Annotated in this window: 6 protein-coding genes and 1 pseudogene; all 7 read right to left on the bottom strand. The window is 61.7% G+C overall.

Features of this window, described 5'->3' with window-relative positions:
• Positions 1-1,365, bottom strand: a 1,365-nt coding sequence (locus QYL93_RS31710; RefSeq protein ID WP_305747408.1) for a CYTH and CHAD domain-containing protein, incomplete at its 3' end; no start/stop codon positions are given.
• Between the two features lie 73 nt (positions 1,366-1,438).
• Positions 1,439-1,951, bottom strand: a complete 513-nt coding sequence (locus QYL93_RS31705; protein ID WP_305747407.1) for a low molecular weight phosphatase family protein — start codon at positions 1,949-1,951, stop codon at positions 1,439-1,441.
• On the bottom strand, positions 1,948-2,226 hold the full coding sequence (locus QYL93_RS31700) for a hypothetical protein (RefSeq protein ID WP_305747406.1): 279 nt from the start codon (positions 2,224-2,226) through the stop codon (positions 1,948-1,950). The genes QYL93_RS31705 and QYL93_RS31700 overlap by 4 nt, the downstream gene beginning before the upstream one ends.
• An 88-nt stretch (positions 2,227-2,314) precedes the next feature.
• Complete coding sequence (locus QYL93_RS31695) at positions 2,315-2,692, bottom strand: DUF4345 domain-containing protein (RefSeq protein ID WP_305747405.1); 378 nt, start codon at positions 2,690-2,692, stop codon at positions 2,315-2,317.
• Between the two features lie 238 nt (positions 2,693-2,930).
• Positions 2,931-3,632, bottom strand: coding sequence for a phosphate regulon transcriptional regulator PhoB (phoB, locus tag QYL93_RS31690; protein ID WP_305747409.1), 702 nt, complete (start codon positions 3,630-3,632; stop codon positions 2,931-2,933).
• Between the two features lie 106 nt (positions 3,633-3,738).
• The gene (locus QYL93_RS31685) at positions 3,739-4,308 is read right to left on the bottom strand and encodes a protein tyrosine phosphatase (RefSeq protein ID WP_305747404.1); all 570 of its coding nucleotides are present in this window, start codon (positions 4,306-4,308) and stop codon (positions 3,739-3,741) included.
• Between the two features lie 65 nt (positions 4,309-4,373).
• Positions 4,374-5,046: pseudogene (locus tag QYL93_RS31680) on the bottom strand (twin-arginine translocation pathway signal protein); the annotation flags it as partial.

Genomic DNA, 5,046 nt, shown 5'->3' with positions numbered 1-5,046 from the left:
GGTGCTTGCCACGTGTTCGTCGTTAAGCCGACCGAGTGCGGAGAGCGCCGGCTGCAGGCTTTCAAGGAAATCGCCGGCCTCGCGTTGGATCGCTGGCGCAGCAAACTCCGTCAGAAACCGCAGCCGTTTGAGGCGCTTGCGCACGCTGTGCTGGTCGTCAATGGACAGGGCTTCGAACCTGCCTGCGTCCTGGTGCACCTTCTTGCGCAGCGTGCGCAAGCGCTGGTGCAGGTACTTGCGTGTGCCACGGGCTCCGAGAGACGCCTGGGCCAGGTCGGGAGCCTCGCTGTCGGCAGGGTGCGCAGTAAAGCCCATGAGGGCGATCAGCGTGCCCTGAAAGGCCGGCGAGCGCACGATTTCCAGCGGCGACGCCGTAGTGGCCTGCGGCGGCGCATCAACCGGTGGAGCGCCTGCTTCCAAAAGCTCCGCGCCGATGGTTTGCACCGCCTGGTCGCGGTCGCGCAGTTCTCCCAGGCGGCGAAAGGCCTCCACCAGTGGTTGCTCCCAGACAGGGTCGTAAGCGCCCGGGGCCAGCGCATCCAGCTCCCGCAGCACGGTGCGCAGCCGGCGAATGCCCACGCGCAGCTGGTGCACATGGGTTTCATCATCCGAGCCCTCGACGATTTCGCTGGCGTTGCCCAGAATCTGCGCCAGGCAGTTGGCCACGGCGGCGCGCTGCAGCGCTGGTCCTTTGAGGAATTTGCGCGTGCCGCTTGGCGCCACCATGGGTCGGGCCTTGATTGCTGGCCGTCCCCACCCGGCCGCCAGCAGCCGCTCGCCGCGCTCGGCCTTGGAAACCGTGTTCACAACCAGCCCGTACTTGGACGCCCACTGGGTGGCCACTTCGACCAAGCCGGTTACGGGGCCCTCTTTGAGTTCAAGCTCCAGCTCGCACACACTTGCCTGCTTCTCGTGTTCGGTACCGCCGTGGGCGACGATCTTGCCGGTGTCCAGCGCCAACTCAACCATGCCGCCATCGAACTGCAGGTTGCGTATGGCGCGGTCGATCTCGGTGCGGTAGGTTTCTTCCAGTGGGCCTTCAGCGCTGTCCAGCGCCTCAAGCAGCCGCTTGCCCGCCTTTGTGCCCGCATGCAGCTCGGGCTGCACCGAAGGGGATGGTGCGTCGACCTGTACGTTGTGCTCTTCGCGGTCCAGCGGGCCATCGCCCCGGGCCTTCACGGTCTGTACCCACTGATCGCCCTCTTTGCGCAGGCGCAAGGCGATGCCGCGCGACGACAGCGCAGCGTCCTTGGTATCGAAGTACCGCGCCTCCAGCCTCACAGTGGTCGCGTCACCACGTTGGGCAGCAGCTTGCAGCGCAGCCAGTTGGCTCTCGTCAATGTGGAACTTGAATTCGACTTCCATGGGGGGGTCCTTTCTCATTTCTCGTAGCCAGGCCAGTGCGTGAACAGTCAGCCAAAAATCCGCTGCCGTGCTGTCAATCGGCAGACAACTCGACCAGCGGCGACGCATCGCCAATGCCTTGCCAATCCTCGCGCCGCAGCTTGCCGCTGTCATGCAGGTTCATGACGAGCTCGACGCGGCGGCGCAACGAATGCAGCGTTTGCTCTGCCTGCTGCACCCGGTTGGATACAGGCGTCAGGGTATGCAGCAGCGGCGGATAGTCCCAGTGCGCGCTGTGCGCCTGCCATGGCCATGCCGGATGGCTGTGTACGGTCGCGCCATCGAGCGCCACGATGATGTCGATGCGCGTGCCCCCTGGCGCCAGGAACTGCTCCCAGCTCTTGGTCGACAAACGGGCAATGGGCATGCCCGCCCGGTGCAGAACTTCCAGCGCTACAGGGCTCACAGTCATCGCCGTCTTCTCGGGCACACCGCACGAAAAGGCGTTGAAACGGCCTTTGCCGATATGGCGAAGGCACGCCTCCGCCAACTGGCTGCGAACGGCGTTTTCGGCAGATACGAACAAAACATTCGCCACTGGGCTCATGGTCGGGGAAGCGGAATTTGATGATGGTTCATGGCCCAGGCTTTGGACGGCCAGCAGGGGTCAACGGCACTCCAGTTTGTTGCATACCGGTTGTGGGCCATGTTGACAGCGCCTATCTTGCCTGCAGCGATGGCGCGCGGGCGTAAGACAGCATGCAGAATTTGTGCCTGAATCCAGTGAGCAACCAGCACCGATGCGCTTTGCCGGCAGCGGCCAGTGACGGCATCGCGGCCTGCATTTCCGTGAAAGCGCCAGCTATCTTCGTAGAAATGCATGAACTACTTGGAGGTAGCCCAAGCTCTTGTCCGCATCCCCGGTCAGCGTGACGCGTTACCTGCTGGCGTCAGTCCACGTCTTCTTATGTCAGTACAGGACAAGAGGCACGCCAAGAAGTTCGATGCACAACGCTGCGAGAAAATAAGGTTCCGGGTAGCCAGCGACGATGAGTGAGATTGCCCGGCCACCCCCCCCAGCGATGATCGCAAGAAGAACGACACGCGTGTGAGCGGCACGGTCTCGAGGACTTTGTGAGGACCACCACAGAACCAGCCCTGTCGCGAGCCAGATACCGCTGAGAAATCGATATTCGCTGTCTGTCGACACAGTGATGGATTGCAATCCCGGCCCTGTGACGGGCCCCAGAACAAGCCCTGCAGCCCCGGCGAGGATGGCGATACAGGCAAGAATTCGCAGCACCCAGATGATGGCGGTCTCTGAATTGGTTCTCGGCGCGTGGGTCATTGCAGAAATTTCTCTGGCGGGTCCGCTCGGTCAGTGAGGACTAGTGTCCTGAGTTGGAAGTTCGTTGAAGAAAGAAATCTGCCGAAATCGCTGCCAAGCTAGGCGCAAAGCGCAGACATGCCGGGCGCATGGCGAGCATTTGCAACGACGCATGGCGGCGATTGTCGGTAGATTTACTCAACGAATTTCTAACTCGGGACACTAGTGATGAAGGAGTGCAAGCAACCTTCGCAGCAATCTACAGTCGCGGCTGGGAATCTGTAGTGAAGCGGTAACCAGCACCACGCACGGTTTCGATCATGGCGCCAGCCTCTCCCAAGGCATCGCGCAGTCGCTTCACGTGGACATCGACGGTGCGCTCTTCAATGAGTGCATCGTCATTCCAGACCGTGTCCAGCACCTGCGAGCGGGTATGGGTTCTCTCTGCGTGCGTCATGAAGTAATGCAACAATTTGAACTCTGTGGGCCCAAGTCTCACATGTTGGCCTTTGAATGTGACGCGATGGGTTGCCGCGTCGATGGTGAGCAGTCCGACGGTGACTTTGTCGCTGGCTGGGTCGGAAAAATTGCGCCGCATGACGGCACGAATGCGGGCCAGCAATTCCTGCGTGGAAAACGGCTTGGTGATGTAGTCGTCTGCACCGGCATCCAAGGCGGCCACCTTGTCCGCCTCGTCACCCCTGGCGGTGAGCATCACGATGGGGACGCGTCTGGTGCGTTGGTCGGCGCGCCATTTGCGGGCGAGAAGCAAGCCGTTTTCACCGGGCAGCATCCAGTCCAGAAGGATCACATCCGGCAGTTCATTGTCCAGCTCCCGCTGGGCCGACTCGCCATCTTCAGCCCAGAACGGAGTAAACCCGTTGTGCCGCAGATTGATGGAGATCAATTCCGCAATCGCGGGCTCGTCATCGACGATCAGAACGCGGGGTAAAAGTCTCATGGAGCAGCAAGCGTAAATCCATGCCGACTGTCCGTCGGAATGGTAGGGGCAATTCCATTGCTGGAACAGGCAGCCGGCATGGGTGCCGGCTGAGGCGGTTTCAATTTCAAGCGAGGTATCCCAGATCCCTGACATCGTGGCGCAGGGCCGTGCGATCCCCTTGGGCCAGCGGCAGGCTGGACAGAATCTCCAGGCGGCGGCGTAGCGACAACAGCATCACACTGGCTGCTCGCTGAAGGTCTTCGGTGCCGGTGTTGCCCCCCACAAGGTCGGGGTAGGCCCACAAGGCTGTGTCTGGCTGCCCGTTCCACTTGGGCGTCAGGTCCTGAACGCTGGCGTCCAGCGTGATGACGAACTGTGCCTTCATCACGCCCAGGCGCGCAAACTCGTTCCAGTCGTGCTGCTTGTCCTGTCGCAGCCCAATGCCAGCGGCGCGGATTGCGTGCATGGCCAGCTCGTGAGGTTCGGACGCCAGCCTGGCCGGGTTGCCGCAGGAGTAGGCCTTGAACCGGCCCTTGCTCACATGCTCCAGGCATGCACGCGCGAGAACGCTTCGAAACGAATTGCGCTGGGACACAAAAATGACCACATGGGCATCTGGCATCAAATCTCCAAAACATCGCATTGGTACAAGGCAAACGCCGCCTGATTCATCCTTGCCAGTGAGGATCGGCATCGCAGGCAGTACGAGTAGTACGACAAGACGCTGCAACGACGCCAGAAGAGTTTTGTGAGCCGCTCTTAGCGCAGCACCCGTCCATCCCTCGCTATGACGGTCTGAGTCACATACTGGCTGATGCGCATGCCCTTGTTGAAGAGCACATTGAACCCACCCAGGTCGCTGTCTTCCTGCCTTCTGAGCGTGGCAAGCAGGGAGGACCTGCTCCAGGGTTGGGCCGAGCGCGCAATGGCCGCCTCGGTGAATTTTGCCGCAATGAAGCCGGCCAGTCCCTGCGGTGTGGGCTCTTCGTCGAACAGCCGGCTCAGCGCTTCGCGGTACTCACGCACCACGGCAGTGCCTGAGGTGACCGGCGGCACCACCTGGGTGGCCACCACCGATATCTGGCTGGGGATCTTGGACATCTGCGCCAGCACCTGCAAGTTGACGTCCGCCAGCGCGATGACATAGCACTGGCGGCCGGCCGGCATGGCCATTTGATTGATGAATTCGTGCAGTTCCAGCGTGCCACCCAGAAACAGTACCACCGGCACATCTGGCCGGTACTTGTAGCCGACCTGGCTGAGCCTGGCTGCAGGCACGTAGTCAACGGCAATGCGTGTGGCGCTCGCGGCTTTCTCCACCTGGCTTCTGGACTGCTGCTCGTACAGTGCGGAGGAGAAGATGGTGACCACACGGGGGACGCCCATGATGGCCAGCGAACGCACGGCGAATTCGACCTGCTGGTGCTGGCCG

It is taken from the genome of Acidovorax sp. A1169, assembly GCF_030704685.1.
In the GTDB taxonomy this organism is placed as follows: domain Bacteria; phylum Pseudomonadota; class Gammaproteobacteria; order Burkholderiales; family Burkholderiaceae_C; genus Acidovorax.
The sequence above is the reverse complement of the archived record's forward strand: the minus strand, read 5'-3'. Positions and strand labels throughout refer to the sequence as shown.